14 protein-coding genes are annotated in these 18,027 nt (G+C 36.1%); 3 read left to right on the top strand and 11 right to left on the bottom strand.

Annotation, left to right across the window (positions count from 1 at the left end; all coding sequences use genetic code 11):
- Positions 1–28 precede the first annotated feature (28 nt).
- From FS85_RS0101765 to FS85_RS0101735, 7 genes are all read right to left on the bottom strand, one after another.
- Entirely contained in the window at positions 29–1,546 is a 1,518-nt protein-coding gene (locus FS85_RS0101765; RefSeq protein ID WP_010134258.1) for an alpha-L-fucosidase, read from the bottom strand.
- Between the two features lie 21 nt (positions 1,547–1,567).
- Entirely contained in the window at positions 1,568–2,230 is a 663-nt protein-coding gene (locus FS85_RS16515) for an L-rhamnose mutarotase (RefSeq protein WP_010134257.1), read from the bottom strand.
- A 4-nt stretch (positions 2,231–2,234) separates the two neighbouring features.
- On the bottom strand, positions 2,235–3,494 hold the full coding sequence (fucP, locus tag FS85_RS0101755; RefSeq protein ID WP_010134256.1) for an L-fucose:H+ symporter permease: 1,260 nt from the start codon (positions 3,492–3,494) through the stop codon (positions 2,235–2,237).
- 10 nt (positions 3,495–3,504) lie between these two features.
- Positions 3,505–4,521, bottom strand: coding sequence for a zinc-binding alcohol dehydrogenase family protein (locus FS85_RS0101750; protein ID WP_010134255.1), 1,017 nt, complete (start codon positions 4,519–4,521; stop codon positions 3,505–3,507).
- Positions 4,522–4,525: 4 nt separating this feature from the next.
- Entirely contained in the window at positions 4,526–5,467 is a 942-nt protein-coding gene (locus FS85_RS0101745; protein WP_010134254.1) for an aldo/keto reductase, read from the bottom strand.
- Positions 5,468–5,574: 107 nt separating this feature from the next.
- Positions 5,575–6,336, bottom strand: coding sequence for an SDR family NAD(P)-dependent oxidoreductase (locus tag FS85_RS0101740; protein ID WP_010134253.1), 762 nt, complete (start codon positions 6,334–6,336; stop codon positions 5,575–5,577).
- A complete protein-coding gene (locus FS85_RS0101735) occupies positions 6,336–7,424 on the bottom strand; it encodes a mandelate racemase/muconate lactonizing enzyme family protein (RefSeq protein ID WP_010134252.1) in 1,089 nt (362 codons plus the stop codon). Before FS85_RS0101735 ends, FS85_RS0101740 begins: the two co-directional genes overlap by 1 nt.
- A 176-nt stretch (positions 7,425–7,600) precedes the next feature.
- On the opposite strand from FS85_RS0101735, the gene FS85_RS0101730 reads away from it, so the two are divergent.
- The 3 genes from FS85_RS0101730 to FS85_RS0101720 all read left to right on the top strand — a co-directional run bounded on the left by FS85_RS0101730 (position 7,601) and on the right by FS85_RS0101720 (position 10,595).
- Positions 7,601–8,467: an AraC family transcriptional regulator gene (locus tag FS85_RS0101730; RefSeq protein ID WP_010134251.1), complete on the top strand. Its 867-nt coding sequence runs from the start codon at positions 7,601–7,603 to the stop codon at positions 8,465–8,467.
- Between the two features lie 94 nt (positions 8,468–8,561).
- Complete coding sequence (locus FS85_RS0101725; RefSeq protein WP_010134250.1) at positions 8,562–9,827, top strand: putative DNA modification/repair radical SAM protein; 1,266 nt, start codon at positions 8,562–8,564, stop codon at positions 9,825–9,827.
- Complete coding sequence (locus tag FS85_RS0101720) at positions 9,828–10,595, top strand: TIGR03915 family putative DNA repair protein (protein WP_010134249.1); 768 nt, start codon at positions 9,828–9,830, stop codon at positions 10,593–10,595. It abuts the gene before it with no gap.
- A 56-nt stretch (positions 10,596–10,651) separates the two neighbouring features.
- On the opposite strand, the gene FS85_RS0101715 is transcribed toward FS85_RS0101720, so the two are convergent.
- The 4 genes from FS85_RS0101715 to nadE form a co-directional block, all read right to left on the bottom strand.
- Positions 10,652–13,306, bottom strand: coding sequence for a WD40/YVTN/BNR-like repeat-containing protein (locus tag FS85_RS0101715; protein ID WP_010134248.1), 2,655 nt, complete (start codon positions 13,304–13,306; stop codon positions 10,652–10,654).
- A gap of 241 nt (positions 13,307–13,547) precedes the next feature.
- Entirely contained in the window at positions 13,548–16,247 is a 2,700-nt protein-coding gene (locus tag FS85_RS0101710) for a TonB-dependent receptor (RefSeq protein WP_010134246.1), read from the bottom strand.
- A 3-nt stretch (positions 16,248–16,250) separates the two neighbouring features.
- Complete coding sequence (locus FS85_RS0101705) at positions 16,251–17,105, bottom strand: GLPGLI family protein (protein ID WP_010134245.1); 855 nt, start codon at positions 17,103–17,105, stop codon at positions 16,251–16,253.
- A gap of 116 nt (positions 17,106–17,221) precedes the next feature.
- Positions 17,222–18,010 (bottom strand): NAD(+) synthase, encoded by a 789-nt coding sequence (gene nadE, locus FS85_RS0101700; protein WP_010134244.1) that lies wholly within the window; start codon positions 18,008–18,010, stop codon positions 17,222–17,224.
- Between the last annotated feature and the right edge of the window lie 17 nt (positions 18,011–18,027).

The following is an 18,027-nucleotide window of genomic DNA, read 5'->3' as shown; positions in this document are numbered from 1 at the left end:
AACTCTTACTATTTAACACCGTTTATTTTTATTTTAAAATCTTAAATACCCATGCATAATCTAAATCCACTCCTTTTGGTAATTTAATGGTAGTTCCGTTTGCTGATTGCTCAAAAGAAATGCTTCCATTGTATCCTAACAATTCAATAGATTTAATTTGAATTTTAGCATCTGTTAAATACTTGATATGAATATCTTCTTGAGGTGTTTTTAATACGGTTGCATACAAAGTTCCTTCTTTGCTTTTTGTAAAGCGGATATCTGCAGGTGTAAATCCTTTGTTTTTACTCTCAGACAAATGACCTGTTGCAGTTTGGGTAGGTCCTTCACCATACACATCGTAATAAGTAGCTCCGTAAATTGCTTCACCGTTGGTTGTTAACCAGCGTCCTATATCCAAAAGTGTTTTTTTCTGATCGTCTGGGATAATTCCATCTTTTCTAGGTCCAATATTCAATAGCAAACAACCGTTCTTGCTTACAATATCTACCAAATCTGCGACTAAATCTTCTGCAGATTTTGGAATCCAGTTGGTTGCATAGTACCACGAGTTTTTTCCTATTGAAGTGTCTGTTTGCCAGTATTCTTTTTTGATGGCATTCATTTTAGACCTTTCTAAGTCTAACATGTGCGTACCTTTTTTGTACGACTCAAATTTGTAGTTTTTGGTTTGTAAAACTACGTCTGTATTTCTTTGTAGCCCTGAGTTGTAGTAGTAAGCAGCTAGTTTTTTATGATACGGAACAAATTCAGGTCTGTCCAAATAAAAATCAAACCATAAAATATCAGGTTGGTATTGGTCTATAATTTCTTTGGTTCTTGGCCACCATGTTTTTGCCAACCACTCCGCACTTACAGAATCTCCCATTTGGTGAGGAGGTGCATACAAATCAGCATACTTAGGATTGGAATTGTCAAAATACGGTTGCTGGTTGTAAAAGTTGTAGTTAAAGGCCAAATGAGAGCTTACTCCACAAATCAGGCCTTGTTTTTTTATTTCATCAGTTAACTCTTTTAATACATCTCGTTTAGGTCCCATGGCTACTGCATTCCAAGGTGTAATGGATGAGTTGTACAATGCAAATCCATCGTGATGCTCTGCTACAGGTACTACATATTGTGCTCCTGCTTGTTTAAACAAATTTACCCATTCTTTTGGATTGAAGTTCTCCATGGTCCACATTGGTATCAAATCTTTGTAACCAAAGTCTTTTTGATCTCCAAATTTTTCTTTGTGATAAGCTACTGCAGGATGTGGTTTTCCGTTCACAGCTTTTCCTGTTTGCGGGTTTGCAACTCCATTGTCAGAATACATCCAGCGTGGATACCAATCGGTATATTTTTCTGCAACTGAATTGGGACCCCAGTGAATGAAGATTCCAAATTTGGCATCTTTCATCCATTGTGGAATTTGGTAGTTTTGTAAACTTTCCCAGTTTTCTTCGTAAGTAAATGTCTGTTTTTCTGATTCTTTAGAGGCTTCTTTTTTGTTAGGTTGACACGCAGCTAAAGCCACCAATGCCAATGCTCCTATTATTTTTTTCATCTTAGTAAATTCTTTATTTGTTTATTTTGATGTAATTAAGGTCATATCTTGCCACTTCTCTTGAATGGAGCTTTCTGGATTTGTTCTCTGAAATTTAGCCACGTATTCTTGCCATTCTGTTTCTCTTGGTAGCTGTTGCCATTTGGGACCTATTTTTTCTAAATCAAAGTTGGGAACAGTATCCATAATTAAAATAGCTTGGGTTCCTGATAGGTAAATCTCCATATCCTTTACTCCTACTGTTTTCATATTGGCAGTGACTTCTGGCCAAGCTTGCCCCATACTATGAACTCTCTTATACTCAGCCATTAATTCAGGATCTTCTTGGAGTAACAACGTCCAAACAAATCTTTTGTAAGGAGCCACAGTTGTTTTTAACTGTCCATCTTTAGCTTTATAAACAGATTGTTGCTCAAATTCATAAATACGTTCCAAAGGCTCCTCCTCAAAAGAAAAAGAAGGCAACTTAATGCCTAGCTCCGAACATATTTTGTGAACCACATAACTATCGTAAGCTATTTTGGTATCAACCAATATAAAATAGTTATTCTCTTTCTGGTAGATTTCAAATTGGTAAATCCCCGCTATTTCTAAACGTTCTTTTGTTTCCTTAGATATTGTTAAACTAGAAATATCAACATCAGAAACCAAATAAGTAAAGCGACGAAATTGTATTGCATCCATCTATTTATGCTTTAATTTTAACTTTGTGGCCTTTAATTGCAAAGAATAATAAGTACACATAACATATTAATGGAATTACAAATGAAAATTTAATTCCAGCCGTATCAGATATATATCCCATTAGTGGAGGAACAATGGCACCACCTACAATTCCTAATAGGAATACTGATGATCCTGTTTTGGTGTATTCTTTTAAGTCTTTCATGCTTAAACTAAAAATAATAGGATACACGATAGAGGTAAACAAACCTACTACTGCCAAACAAGTCAAAGAAAAATAGCCGTTAGAAACTATGGCAAGTGTAACCATTGCAAAAGCACTAATGCTACAAAAAGCCAATACATTTTGAGGTTGGAATTTTTTTAAAATATAGACTCCCAACAATCTACCTAGTAAAACCAGTCCCATAAAAGCAGTAATAAACTGTGCTGCTTTTTGCTCTGTTAATTCTGGAATTTGAAACCATTTAGCATAACGGATGATGAAACTTACAATTCCCACTTCGGCACCTACATAAAAGAATTCAGCTCCTACACCATACAATGTATGTTTAAATTTTAAAATGTCTAACAAAGGTTTTTTAGCTCCTCCTTGTTCGTCTTCAATTTTTGGTAGTTTGATGAAAATAACCACCAAAGCAATGGCAACTAAAATTCCTGTCAATATCAAATACGGAGGTTTTACCAAAGCGGCTTCTTCAGACAAAAAAGTTTCTAATTGATTAGGTGTATACGTATCAATAGTCGATTGGGGCACATCTACTTCGTGTAAAAATAGGAGTGATGCCAATACAGGAGCCACGGTAGCTCCTACAGAACCAATAGCTGCTGCCATACTCAATCGGCTAGAAGCCCCTTCGGGTTTTCCTAGTTTGGTGATGTACGGTGAGGCGGTTACTTCTAGAACTGCAAAACCTGCTGCCATTACAAATAAGGCCACTAAGAAAAATGGATAAATTCTAGTTTCTGCTGCAGGATAAAATAAAAATGCTCCTGTGGCAGCAATTAATAAACCTGCGACCATTCCTTGACGGTATCCTTTTTTTTGGATATACCAACCTGCTGGTAGAGCCATGATAAAATAAGCTCCAAAAAAAGCTGATTGTACCAATGAGGATTGGAAATCGGTTAGTTGACAAGCTCTTTTTAAGTGGGGAATTAATACGTCATTAATGTTTCGGGCTAAATTCCAGAAAAACATCAAGGCCATAACGATAATTAATGGAGCTAAAAACTGTTTGTTATTTTGTTTTGATGAGGTCATAAGGTATAGTTTATAGTTCTATAATGGCTTTGATAAGATTGGGTTCTTGATATAGTTTTTCAAATTCATCAGGAACTGCATCAAACGGAATTCTGTGCGTAATAAAAGAACTTGCATCTATTTTGCCGGCTTCAATCAAGCGAATAATACGCCCAAAATCACTTCCCATAGCCGCTCTACTTGCTTTTAGAGTCAATTCTTTTTTGTGAAAAGAAGGATCGTGAAAAACAACATCACCCATAAACAATCCAATAAACACAATTGTGCCACCTGCTGCTGCATAGTTAAAAGTATTCATCATAGATTTTGGACTTCCCGTAGCATCTAAGATGACCGTAGGCAAGTCTCCGTTTAATAGTGTTTTTAAATCCTCTTCTACATTGCCTAAAGCGTTTATTGTGTCTTTTACCTTTGTGATTTTTTTACACTTTTCCAGTTTGGCATCGTCTATATCCATAGCAATAACTTTTGCTCCTTTTAGCTGTGCAAACTGAATGGTTCCTAAACCAATAGGACCTGCACCAATTACAAGTACAATATCATCTTCCTTAATGTCAGCTCTATCTACTGCATGGCAACCAATTGCTAAAGGTTCTATCATAGCCAACTGATCGTCTGACAAAGAATTGGTTGCATGTAAAAACTCCGCAGGATATACAAAATACTCTTGCATTCCTCCATCTACATGTACCCCCAGTACTTTTAAGTGTTCTCCACAATTGGTTTTCCCTCTTCGCACCGCTTGTCCAATAACTTCATTGTAGTAAGGCTCTACCGAGCATCGGTCTCCTACCTGTACGTTGGTCACATCGTCGGCAATGGCTACAATTTCTACCGCCAATTCATGACCTAATATTCTTGGATATTCAAAAAAAGGTTGTTGCCCTTTGTAGGCATGTAAATCTGTTCCACAAACTCCTATTTTTTTCACCTTTAACAAGGCCTGTCCACTTGCTAAATTAGTGGTGGGTTGTACTATTTCCAGCGTTTCCCATTCCCCAGGTTGTTTTAAACGAACTGCTTTCATAAGCTTATTTTTTGGTGATGATGTGTGTGATTTTATCAAAAATATCTTCTGGTAATTTTCCTAAATTCCAATCGGCAATAGTAGCCTTTATTTGTGCTGGAGTTCTAGCTCCCATAACTACTCTGTCGGCTTCTTTTACAGAAAATAAATATCGTTGGGCTAGAGTAGCCAAGGGTGTATCTAGCTCTTTGGCAATCTCGTTTACTTTGATGGCATTTTGTAAATCTTGCTGGGTGATCCACTCACCGTCAACTCCCTCATCTACATATTTCTGAAAACGATTTCCTAGTAAAGAAAAGTGTAGGGCAGAAGCAGCATAATATCCAATGTTTTCTTTTTGATATTGTTGAATTTCACCATTAAAGACCGATAGGTTGCAAGCATTTAGTTTTAAAAAACCAGAAACAACATCAAAATTTTCTTTGGTAATGTAAGGTTTAAATTCTTCTGATGGATTTCCTCCTACGCCAATTCTATCAACCATTCCTTGAGCTTTGAATGATTTAAGCGTGTCTAAAATTTCATCCATCTTGTCCAAAGGCACTAGTTGTGGCTCGTGCAGAAATAACAAGTCAACTTTAGAAAGTCCCAACGTTTCTAAGCTATTCTCTATGCTGCGTTTTAATCCATCTGGAGTATAATCCAACTTTGTGTCAAAAGCATCTGCTCCTTTCAATCGTCCAATTTTGGTGCTCACAAAAGGTCTTGTACCTTTCCATTGCTTTAATGCTTTTCCTAGGTAATTTTCAGCTTCTCCGTAGGATGGAGCGGTATCAAAAACAGAAATTCCGTTTTCTAGTGCGTACAGCAGTGCTTCAATAGATTCAGATTCTTTTACCGCTCCCCAAACACCTCCGAGTCCAGAAGTACCATAAACCAATCGGCTTTGATTGTTAAAAAAAGGGCTTTTACTTGAGTCTCCTTGTATGTATGTTGGTTTTATCATTTTTTTGTTTGCTTTGTGCTGTAGGCCTTAGGCTGCAAGCTTTGTCTTAGTTATTTGTGTCCTGTTTTTTTCACAACTACGTTATTGAAAAAAGACACTGTGTGTCTCTAAAAATTCACCGTTGCACCACCATCTACAGGTAAAATAACCCCTGTAATATATTTGGCAGCTTGTGAACTTAGGAACACGGCTGCATTCCCAATATCTTCGGTAGTCCCAAAATGATCCATGGCAATACGATTGGTAATTTGTTGTTTACGAGCTTGGTCTTTGTTCACTGCATTTAAAAACATATTCGATGTAATCCACCCTGGAGCAATAGCGTTTACTCTAACATTGTCTTTAGCATATTCTGCTGTTAAACTATTCACCAATCCTGTTAAGGCTGTTTTAGATGCGCTATAGGCAATTACTCTGTCTATTCCAAACAAACCTGCCATAGAACCAATCATAATTATGCTTCCTTTTTTACGTTTTAGCATATATTTGGCACATTCACGAGTTAGAGAAAACACACTAATGAGGTTGGTTTGTATAATACGTTCAAAATCTTCATCCGTAGTATCCTGTGCCCACGCTTTGTGATGAATTCCAGCATTGTTTACCAAAATATCAATAGGTCCTTCGTTAGTTTCTATATCCGAAACCAAGACAGGAATACTAGCTCTGTCTGTAATATCGTTGACTCTATAAGATGCATTGGCTCCCAGTTCCTCAACTGCTTCTTGCAATACTTCTTCTCTACGACCCGTAATAACGACTTTAGCACCCGCTTCTATCATCGCTTTGGAAATCCCCAAACCAATTCCAGTTCCACCTCCTGTAACTAAGACTCTTTGATTTTTTAAGGAAAATACGTTTAAGTTCATTAGAATTTAATTTCGGTTAATGTATCCTCTATAAAATTGAATCCCCAACCTGGTAAATCATGAGGTTTGGCAAAACCGTCTTGAATAACCATAGGATTGTCTATCAACGGATCTACCCAATCAAAAGATTCTGCACCCACACCGTTAGAAATAGTACACAATAAAGGCACATCGTAATCTTTGTAATAATGTGGCAATACTGGTAAGTTGAAACTTTGAGCCAAAGCAGCACTTTCTCTCCATTTTTCTACTCCTCCAATTCTTAAAATATCGGGTTGCCAAATGTCCAAGGCATTTCTAGTTACAAGCTCTCTTAAAGGCAAGGTGTCGTATTCACGCTCTCCCATAGCTAAAGATATTCCTGCTTGTGTTTTTAAAAGTTCAAAAGCTTGAAAGTTTTGATGATTTACAGGTTCTTCAAACCAGTTGATATTTAGTTCTTTGGCACCTCTAGCTAGTTTCATGGCAGAAGGTAAGTCCATTCCCTGATTGGCATCCATCATAATGTCTACCTTATTTCCTACGGCTTCACGCACCAAGCGCAAACGTTCTAAGTCGGTAGCTACTTTTGGCGATCCTACTTTTATTTTAACCGCTTTAAATCCACGATTTGCATAATCGGTTACCTCTTCTATTAGCTCGTCCACAGAATAGGAAATCCATCCACCACTACCATAAATAGATACCTTTTCTTGATGTACTCCTAAGATTTTATGAACAGGTTGATTCAGCGTTTTTCCCCAAGCATCCCACATAGCAATATTTACAGCAGCTTGTGCCCAACGGTTAATTCCTTGGTTTCCAAAGTACTCTGCCAAATCGTCTAATTTGTTATACACAATTCCCATTTCATTGGTTTTGTGTCCAATAATATAAGGGATGGCATCTTTTAATGCTCCTGCGATGGCATTGGGTGAATACTGAAAGGACAGTAAGTATGACTCACCAATTACTCCGTTTTCTAGTTGAATTCTTAAGACTAAGAAAGAAATTTCGGTAATGGTGTGTGTAGCATCCGATATGGGTTTTTTTAACGGAGCAATGGCTTTATAAATTTTGGCTTCCCTAATGGCAATGTCTTTGGACATAAGTTGTATATTTAGTAGTTTTAATTTTAGTTACATGTATTAATCACAAAAATATCTATTGTTTGTTGATACTTTTTACACAATATAACTATTCATGTACACTATTCTGTGTTTTTTATTGATATGTACTTGTATTATATACAAAAAGATATACTTTTAAAGATAAACCAAACCCAATGAAAGCAAAATATCATAAGATAGTTCCCTCTTCAGGGAGTTCTTTTAGAACCGTGTTGTTTCAGGAAAAAGAGTTTCCTGCTGCATGGCATTTTCACGAAGAATATGAGCTGACTTATATTGTAAAAAGTACGGGAGTACGTTATGTGGGGAATAGTATAGAGAGTTTTGATAATGACGATTTGGTAATGGTAGGAGCTAATCTGCCTCATTGCTGGAAAACCATCGGAGAACAAACAGAAGATGTGGAATGTATTGTAATACAATGGCGAGAAGATTTGTTAAAACACTGGTTAGACAAGGAAGAAATGAAATACATAAAAGACTTGCTAAGCAGATCGCAACAAGGCATCCGTTTTGATGTGAATTTGGCTTTAGAAATAAAACCTATGTTGTTAAAAATGGTTGCTATGAAACCTTTTGAACGCTTACTCCTTTTTATGAAAGTATTACAAAAATTGGCTGTTACAACTCAGTTTAATTTGTTGGCAGGAGCTAATTTTACTAAAAGTTTATCGTATAAAGAAAGTGAACGTATCAATGTGGTGTATGATTATTTAAAAGAGAACTACTTAAATAAAATTACGATTGATGATATTTCTGAGGTGATGAACATGAGTAGTGATACTTTTTCCCGATTTTTTAAAAAAACATTTCACACCTCATTTTTTACTTTTTTGAATGAATACAAAATTAGTATTGCCTGCAAAATGCTTATCGATACCGACTTGTCAATATCAGAAATTGGTTACAAAGTGGGTTATAATAATTTGACTTTTTTTCATCGACAATTTCAAAAAAACATGAAGATGTCTCCTTCAAAATATAGAAAATCCTACCAACGCATTCCAATGCGATCTCAATAAAATTTATAGCCTTTCTAAATATCAGAAAAAAATACCTGTGTGAGTAGGTTGCACTTATAAGTTTTAATTTTATACAGTTAAAACAATCATCACTATGTCTTTTGATCGTATTCAAGAAAAATTAAAAATTTTGGCCGATGCTGCCAAGTACGATGTCTCTTGTTCATCTAGCGGTAGCAACCGAAAGAATAAAAATAAAGGGTTGGGAGATGCTTCTAAATCTGGAATTTGTCATACCTATACCCAAGATGGACGTTGTGTGTCGTTGCTAAAAATATTGTTAACCAATCACTGTATTTTTGATTGTGCTTATTGTGTAACACGCAGTAGTAATGATATCAAACGAGCAGCTTTTAAAGTGCAAGAAGTGGTTGATTTGACTCTGAATTTTTACAGAAGAAACTATATAGAAGGACTGTTTCTGAGCTCGGGAATTTTTAAAAATGCCGATTATACTATGGAACGATTGGTAGCAGTGGCAAAAAAGCTGAGATTGGAAGAAAACTTTAACGGATACATTCATCTTAAATCTATACCAGGAGCAAGTGATGAGTTGATGAGAGAAGCAGGTTTGTACGCAGATCGGTTGAGTGTGAACATTGAAATACCAACCAAACAAGGGCTAAAGTTATTAGCTCCCGATAAAAATCAAGCCGATTTTTTAAAACCGATGCAGAAGGTTAAAAACGAAATTATTCAGTACCAATCGGAACGAAAAATAATCAAAAGCACTCCCAAATATGCACCCGCAGGTCAAAGTACCCAAATGATAGTTGGAGCTACAGGAGAAAACGATTTACAGATTATGAAAACCTCTAATTTTTTGTATAAAAAATACGGAATGAAACGTGTGTATTATTCTGGATACATTCCCATCAGCCATGATCATCGATTGCCACAAATTGGCACTCCCGTTCCTGTGATGAGAGAAAATAGATTGTATCAAACAGATTGGCTGTATCGTTTTTATGGTTTTGATATCGATGAAATTGTAAACGAACAGCATCAGTTTTTAGATTTAGACATTGATCCTAAACTTAGCTGGGCATTAAGAAATTTGCACGAATTTCCTGTGGATGTAAACAAAGCCGATAAAAGAATGTTGGCAAGAATTCCTGGGGTGGGGATGACTTCTGTTGCTAAAATTTTGCAAGCCAGAAAACATAGAAACCTGAATTGGGAACATTTAAAAAAGTTGGGAATTGCCCTTAACAGAGCTCAGTATTTTATGACTTGTGCTTCTAGTAAATTCGAAAGAAAAGATTTAACTGCTCATCAAATAAAAGGACTTATTCAGCAGCAATCTACAAGTAAATACCGTAGTAATTTTAACAATCAGCTTTCTTTATTTGGTGCTTAAATGATTCAGACGGTTACATATGATGCTACTTTTGACGGACTTTTAACCGTTGTTTTTACTGTGTATGAGTTGAAGCTCAAAGACATTGTTATACAGAAACAACACCAGCAACAACAAGTTTTGTTTGGAGAGGTTTTGTATGTGATGAGTGACAAGGACAAAGCGGACAGGGTCTGGAAAAAATTAAAAGAGAAAACCAAAAATAAAGCAACCTATAAGTTATACGCGGCTTTTTTAAGTGAAACTCAGGGAGTTGAAAACATTATTTTACAAGCCGTTCAGTATATCCTTGCCTCTAAAGAAAATGTAGGGTTGGATTATGGGCATCCTGCTGTGTTAAAAATTAGCAAATTGGCCAAGAGTGTAGGAAGGGAAAAACATAGAATGGAAGCTTTTGTGCGCTTTAAACTTACCAAAGACGGGGTGTATTTTGCTGTTGTATCGCCAGACTTTGATGTGCTTTCGTTGATTAGCAATCACTTTAAAAACAGATACGCAGACCAGCAATGGATTATTTACGATTGGAAAAGAAATTATGGATTGTTTTATGATTTACACAAAGTAGAAGTTATCCATTTAGAATTCAATTCCAATTTTGACCCCACACAAACTTCTGATGAAATTTTTGCACCTATAGAACTGGAGTTTCAACAATTGTGGAAAGATTATTTTAAAAGTACGAATATTGAGTCTAGAAAAAACACCAAACTACACATACAACATGTGCCTAAACGTTATTGGAAATATTTAAGTGAAAAACAGCCTTAGTAGAAAAAGCTCTGTTAGTTATTAACAGAGCTTTGGTATTTGTGTAATTACAATTTTTAGTTAGACAAAGGCAGTAAAGCGGTATAAATTCCAGAAGATTCACAAGCTACCCAAACTCGGTTGGGAGTTCCCGAATCAAAAGCAACACCACCAATCATCATACCTCCTCTACCTTGGTTGAATTTTGTCCAGTGTTTTCCACCATCGGTGCTGTAAAAAGTTCCTGCATCTTTTTTGTGATTGCTCGATGTTTCTCTAGTGACAATCATCATCAAATTCTCGTCAAAAGGACTGGTTGCAATATGAGAGACAAAAGGATGTTGATCAAAAATTTGTTTCCAACTAGAGGTTTTGTATTTGCCATTGGCTTTGTAATCGGCTACCCAAACACCTCCTATACCTACATCGGCAACACTTCCGTCTCCACCTGCAGTAATATAAATTTTGCTAGGTTTTCCGTTTTTGTGTTGTAACCAAACATCCCAAACAGATTGAATGCCATTCGGAATTTTTATTTCTGACCATTGTTGTGCACCATTTTCCGTTCTAAACAAACCTCCTTGCACCCAACCCGATTTGCCCTGAGGAGCTCTATATTTTCTTACCGCTGCATACAATACGTTTTCTTTTGCAGGATCCATAACAAACGATTTAATAGCAGCACTGTTGGTGCCATATACCAAGTTGTTTTTACGTCCGCCTGCTGTAGAGGGTAAATTATTGTTTACACAGGTCCATGTTTTTCCTTCGTCTAAAGATTTGTACAACCCTTTTCTAGATTTTGGGTTAAAAATGCGTACTTGTCCCATGGGTCTGTTGTCTGTATCTATAATTTCGGATACGGCATACATGGTTTTTCCATCGTTGGCAATGGTTAAGTCAGACCAATAAACTACCTTCATTTTAGGGACTACAATAATATCTGGCACTTCAATAGGCTCGCCCATAATTTCTTTTTTCTGACCGTTTTCGCTAATTTTCATTACCTCACCTGTACGAGAAGACATCACGTAAAACACAGAAGGATCTGTGGGATGATTGGCTACGGTGGTAGGGGTGTTAAACGGTTGTCCTGGTGCCCATTTTTTCCCTTTGTCGATGAGTGCTGGAATGGGTTTTACGCCTACAATCCCAGGATATTCAGGATGCGTATTGTTGGACGATTTCCAAGCAGACAATTCGTATTGCAATAAAAACATTTCACCAGGATGGTGTTTGTCAGGGACAACATTAAACGCTCCTGTGTCTGCATTTCCATGTCCGTAATAGTATCCGTTTTTGTAAGTGTTATCAGCACTAGTCCATTGGTCTTTTTCTACGTTGTAAATAGCAGTGTAATATCCTTTTACAGAAGATGCATATAATGTTCCGTCTGCAGTAATGGCCATGGAGCGTACTGCTCTACGACCGTATCGCCAATGGTCTGGAAATTTCTTTTTGTGAATTTGCAAATCCACATTTCTACCTGTGTGTTCGGGCTGTTTACTTTTCCAATAAGTATCTTTATCAAAACCAACTCCCGCTCTAAAGGCTGCAAACCATTGTTTTCCTCCGTTGGAAGTTGCCCACAAAGGACCGCGAACAGGTTTGTTTTCAGAACCTCCCCAAATAGACATGTAGACTTTGTTGGCATCAGTTGGATCGCACAAAATATCTGTATAGTTCTGAAAAAATGAAGTAGGATATTGTGTGCTAGTTTTGTGGGTTATGCCAAACCATTTTTTGAGCATCCAATCAAAAAGTTGTCGTTGTACTTTGGTTTGTGTCAAGTCAATATACAAACTCTCAGAGGTGTTTTCCCATGCGTTGTTTGCCGTGATTGTGGCAGGTTTGGTGGTTTTAAATACCCCACCTTTAGAAACCAAATTATCATCTTGTAGCTCGTAAGTGGCTTGTTGCAGCACATATACTGTTAAGGTTTTCGAGTTTTTGTCCCAGTTGTAATCTGCTTTTGTAGCACCATTTATTAGTTTTACCCAGTTGGTAGCAGCATTGTCTTTTCGGTAAAAACCTGTAGAAGTGGCTGCGAACAACATATTAGGATACTTTTTTACATCTGGATGTGCAAACAAATCAAACACAGCTGTTGCCGCTTCCATTCCTGTTCCGTCCACAGGCTCTATATTTCTTTTGTTAGAACTGATGTGGGTTACTTTCCATACTTTGCTTTCGTTTTGATGAATTTCTTTTAATGGGTTAGGGGTGACACCTGTTCGGACTTCTTTATTGTCTAGTCCACAACCTAGATACCAAGTGTCTTTTTCTGTTGGATGTGGATACGCTGTGTATAAACTAGACTTAGGACCTGTTCCTTTTTTATAAGATGCTATTTTATGAAAGTGATGACCACCATCGGTACTTAAGTTGATGAATTTTCCTTTTAAACTTAATACAATTTGGTTGTCTTTAGGATCGCTGACTACACACACATCACTAAGCGTATTTCGCTGACTCCATACGCCATCACTAGGTACGATGGTTTCCCAGTGTTTTCCTGCATCAAGCGTAATGTAATCGTTTCCCATGTCGGGAGCCACCCAAAGTTTGTTGGGGTTTTTGCTGTCTGCATAAATGGCTCTATTGCTTCCTGCCATTCCTGGAGCTACTTGTCTCCAATGACCTTCAACTGAATTTTGGTTTTGAGCACACAATACTTGACATGCTATAAAAAATAGGTTGCTTAGAAATAAATTGGATAAGCTTTTTTTCATTGATTGATGATTTACAAAAAAATGTTTATCCGATAAAGATATTTTGTAAACCTTAAAACTCCTTACTTTTTAGGTGTTGTCTAGTTATAAATCTAGGTTTTATTGAGTGAAATCGTTTCCGAAAAGTGGAGTTTGATAAGTGTAGATAGTTAAAATTAAGGAGTTTTGTTTTTTATTTCTAAAAAAACAAAACCCCTCTTAATATTGCTATAAGAAGGGTATAGTGTTGTATTTTATTTTTTTACAAGTTGTATTTTATGCTAAAGATTACATATCTAGGTTGTACAAAATATTCACTTGTGCTAGCAAAGGTGTTATTTAGGTTATCTGTGTTTAATGATTTGTTGTTTAGTAGGTTGGTTGCCGATAGTTTGTATTCCCATTTGCTATCTTCTTTTTGATAAGACAAGCTAGCATCTAAAAAATTGTATTTATTTAATGTTTTGTCTTGATTCTGATAATTAGAGTACGTATAATCAGCCGTAAATAAAAAGCTATTTAGAAAATAAGCATCCATATTTACAAAAGGGCTATGAGTATAGAAAGTAGTATTTCCGGTTCCTTGGTTGTATTGATTGATTTTTACACTATACCCTGCCTCGAAATTAGGAGCTTTATCAAAGTTAGTATTGAATTTTGTGTTGTAGGTTTGTGTAAAAGACTCATTAACATTTACTCTATTCTGAACAAATTGGTTGAATTTACTGTAAGAAACATTTGCCCCTACACTTCCTTTAATATCCCAAAGTGTTTTTTCCAAACGTCCGTTTAAACTAATAGATTCATCATCAAAATTAGAATTGAAAGGACTAGCGGTTTGGTTGGTGCTTCCTGAAATAGGGTTTATTTTATTTCTTATTTGATTTACACGTTTGCTATAGCTTAATGTGGCAAAAATGTTGGTGTAATTAAACATATTCATACTAAAAAACCTTAAGCTAGCGTTGTGTGTTAGCGAGTTTTCCAATTCTCTATTTCCCGAAAAAAGTGAGTTGTAATTGTTAAACACAAAACCTTCTGCCAGTTGATTTACATCCGTAAAGGTGTTTTTCATGCTGTAGTTTATGGTTATGGTTTCTGATTTTTTTAACTGAATTAACGTGTTGAAAGAGGGTAAAATACGGAAAAATGTTTCTTGGTGTTTGCTGTCTAATTGCAAGTTTTGTGTATCGTATAGGTGCACACTAAATCCAGGTCTAAAAGTAAAAATTCCTGTTTTTAACGTGTATAAAAATCCAGCGTAAGCATCTTTTAAGTGGTAGGTTACCTCATTTTTTGTGGTAGAACCGTCTATTTCTTGCTCAATAGTGTTGCTGTCTCCATTGTCTAAAATTTGATAAATTTCAGAGTTAAAACGTTGTGTGCTGGTCATTCCCCCCAAGGTTAGGTTGATGTTGCTTTTGTCGTTTAAGACATACCAATAATCGGCTTTGGCATCTAGTTTGGTTGTTTTTACACGTTTTTCTTGATTTAGATTGTAATAGTTTTGTTGATTGTTTAATCCTAGCAAGTCAGCAAATTTAAAAGTATTGTTGTTGCTTTCTAAAATAGCTTGGTAAAAAGGGTCTTCGTCTTGAATTAAATTTTGTACCTCTACTGCAAAAATGTTTTTAGGGTTAAGGGTGTAGTAATAATTTAAATTCTGATTCAACGTAAATGGATTTTGACTTTGGTTTTCATCAATATTTTGCAACACAGAAGAATAAAAATCATTGTTTTCAGTTTGTTTAGAAACTTTAGCAAATAAGTCGATATCTAAATGGTTGTTACTATTAGGGATATATTTAGAGCTTATTTTAAACAATCCTAAATCCGATTTTTGTGTGGTGTTACTTTCTGTGTTTTCATCAGGTTGATCAAATCCTTCTGTATAGATTTTAGAACTTTCTTGTGAAATTATGGTCTTGTTGCCAGAGTATATGGCAAATCCACTTAAATCCCAAGTTTTGGTAGGGGAGTAGTTAAAGTTTCCAGCTGCAAATTTAGCATCAATAGACTGAGCTCTGTTGTTTTGCAATGTTAAAAAACCAATATCAGTAGATTCTACGTTAAAATCGGTTCCGCTATCTCTGTTTGCTCCTCTAAAACCTCCAGTAAACTTAAAATAATCTCTGCGGGTAAAAGGCACTTGTCCTATGTTATTTAAATCAGTAATAAGATTTAAGCTGTATTTAGGGCTGTAATAAAATAATTTAGGATGTGCTAAAAAACGTTCGTCTAAGCCAGCACCAGCGGTTACTTCTCCAAACCAGAAATTCTTTTTTCCTTCTTTTAAGCGAATGTTAATAGCAATGCTCTCATCGTTGTTACGTACATTTCGCAATTGGTTTACCTCGTCGTAATTTTTCAGAACTTCAATTTTATCTAGTGCGTTAGAGGGAATGTTTTGGGTGGCTAATTTAGAGTCTCCATCAAAAAAGTCTTTTCCTTCTACCATCACTTTTCTTACGGTTATTCCGTCTACCTGAATTTCTCCATCGTCGTTTACTTCTACTCCAGGTAGTTTGTTTAATACATCTCCTAGCTTTCTGTCTGTTTTGTTAGAGAAAGAATCTGCATTGTAAATAAGAGTATCTCCTTTTACCTGTACCGGCATTTCGTATACCAATTCTACCTCATCCAGCTGATTGTCTGCTGCAAGGATAAAATTTTGAGTAAGATCGGTGTTTTTTATAGCAAGAAAAGTTTCAAGAGGTTTCATACCAATATAGCTGATTTGTAAGGTATAATTGGTGTTGGGTTTTAGGTCTAAACGGTAAGCTCCTTTATCGCTTGTCATTCCATAAGAATCTAGCATTTTGGTATTTTGATTAATAGCTACTACGTTTGCTAATACCAAAGGGTTTTGCAAACTATCAGTAACGATACCTTCTACTTTTACCTGAGAAAATCCTATGGCTGTTCCTAACAGCCATAAGATTGCGTATAGATATTTTTTCATGGATTACCTTCTTCTGCCAGAGTTTTGTCCTCTACTTCTTCTAAAGTTTTCTCTCATTTCGGTAAACTTTTCTAAAGAAATAATTGCATATTCTTTTTCTGTAACTTCTTTTCCTTTGGTAGGCTTTTTAATTTCTATTTTTTCTTCAGGATTTAATACGATTTTAGAGCACAAAATGGTGGTTTTGTCTGCGTTAACTTCTAGAATTAGGCCCGGTAGTCCCCAATAAACATCGGGTCCGTTACTTACAGGAATTTGCATGGTGTACCAAGCCGTAACGGTAACTTCTTTTTCTTTAATGCTAGGTTTTTCCTCTTTTTTATTACCTCTTGATGGAGGGCCTGGTGTACCCGCATCTAATATGGTTCTTTGGCTAGTAGCTTTAAAACAGGTGTATTGACCAATGTTTTTGGTTTCACCTGTCATTTTCCACTCAAGTTTTTCTAAAGGATCTACAATTAAGAATTTTTTTCCAAAAAGTTCTGCTTCTTTACGAGTTTCTTTTTCTTGAATGTTTTTGTATCGGTCTCCATCTATAGCCCCACTCATCATTGCACCAAATTGTGCTCCACGTCCGCCACCAGCTTGTGTAGGAGCTTCTAGTTTTTCTTCTTTTTTATAGATAGATTCTGTGGTGTTAAAAGATAAGATAAACGTTTTCTGAAACATGTTTTTCATACGTTCAAGAATGCGTTTTTTTTGTTCCTCACTAAAATCAGGATTGTCAAATCTGCTCATATCAATACTTGTGTTAGAGAAATAATAGGCTTTTCCCTGAAAGTTTTGTTGAGCAAAACCAATGCTGGTTAGTAATGCAAATGCACTAAAGATAAGTGTTTTGTGAATTTTTTGAATCATAGGGTTGTTGTTTTTAACGAGTGCTAATTTCTTTAGACCTACTGTTTTGGTAAAAGTTTGTTTTTTTAAAGAAAAAAACGTGTTATAAACAACAACCGCGAGTAAGGTTTATGGTGTTATTTCCATTCAGGTGGAATTTCACAAACAGGGATTGGTTGCATTTTATGTTGATTGACCTTGTTGAGTTTGCTATAAATATCAAACACTTCTTTTTCTCGCTCTATAAAATCTGCCGACGTTGCTCCAAGGTCTTGTTGTTTCATGGCCCATTCTAGCTCGTCATAACTGGCACCTAATTGATCTTCATCAGTTCTACTATCTCCAAACAAACCATCTGTAGGAGCTGCGTTTTGGATTGCTGCTGGAACTTTTAAATATGCTCCCAAGGCATATACTTCGCTTTTTACCAAATCTGCAATAGGGCTTAGGTCTACACCACCATCACCGTATTTAGTGTAAAAGCCAACTCCAAAATCTTCTACTTTATTTCCTGTTCCTGCTACCAAACTGCTGTGCAATCCTGCAATATAGTATAAGGTAGTCATTCGCAATCTTGCTCTAGTATTGGCTAAGGTTAAATTCAAAATTGCTTCGTTATCAGAATTAGGAACGGCATTTTTAAAAGTCTCAAAACTTTGGGTTAAGTCTACACGTTCATCACATACATTGTTAAAACGATTTTTTAGCTGAGCAATGTGTTCTTGAGCACGGCTTACCTGATCTGGATGTTGATGTATAGGCATTTCTACACAAACTGTTGGCATTCCTGTGCTGGCACATAAAGTAGATGTTACGGCAGAGTCAATTCCACCAGAAACCCCTACAACAAAACCTTTTACTCCTGCTTTGTTAGCGTAATCTTTTAACCAAGTACTAATATGTTCTGCGATCTTTTGAGTCTCCATATTGCTTATTTCTTATT

It is taken from the genome of Ochrovirga pacifica (assembly GCF_000220525.1).
Lineage (GTDB): Bacteria > Bacteroidota > Bacteroidia > Flavobacteriales > Flavobacteriaceae > Ochrovirga > Ochrovirga pacifica.
The sequence above is the reverse complement of the archived record's forward strand: the minus strand, read 5'-3'. Positions and strand labels throughout refer to the sequence as shown.